This window comes from Vibrio sp. 378, assembly GCF_033339435.1.
In genome coordinates, this window is sequence record NZ_JAWOUO010001244.1 from 1 (window position 1) to 510 (window position 510).

1 pseudogene is annotated in these 510 nt (G+C 50.2%); it reads right to left on the bottom strand.

Annotated features, from left to right (window positions below):
* A pseudogene (locus tag R7Q48_RS31365) lies at positions 1–467 on the bottom strand (carboxyl transferase domain-containing protein); the annotation flags it as partial.
* Positions 468–510: the final 43 nt, after the last annotated feature.

Sequence of the window (510 nt, forward strand, 5' to 3'; positions counted from 1 at the left end):
AGTTCAATAAAGTGCGCGCCTTTTTGTGAGGAGTCAGAAAACAAAATGCCGTTGTTCGCAACAATGCCAATCAACTGACCATGAATGCGCGCAAAACCGCACACCAACGTGCGTCCGTAGAGGGGTTTAAACTCATCGAAATCCGACTCATCGACGATACGCGCGATGATTTCACGTACATCAAACGACAAACGCAAATTGGCGTTGACGATACCGTACATTTCTTCCGCATCGTAACGTGGTGGTAAGATGGCACTGTCTGATTTCGGTGGCTTTGGACGGTTCGCATTGGCAATCGCCTCGCGCGCCAAGTCTAAGGCGTGCTCATCGTTTTCGGCGTAATAATCTGCCACCCCCGATTTTCGACAATGCACATCTGCGCCGCCGAGTTCTTCACCAGTCACGATTTCGCCCGTTGCGGCTTTTACCAATGGGGGGCCTGCTAAAAAGATGGTGCCTTGTTCTTTTTACCAATGGGGGGCCTGCTAAAAAGATGGTGCCTTGTTCTTT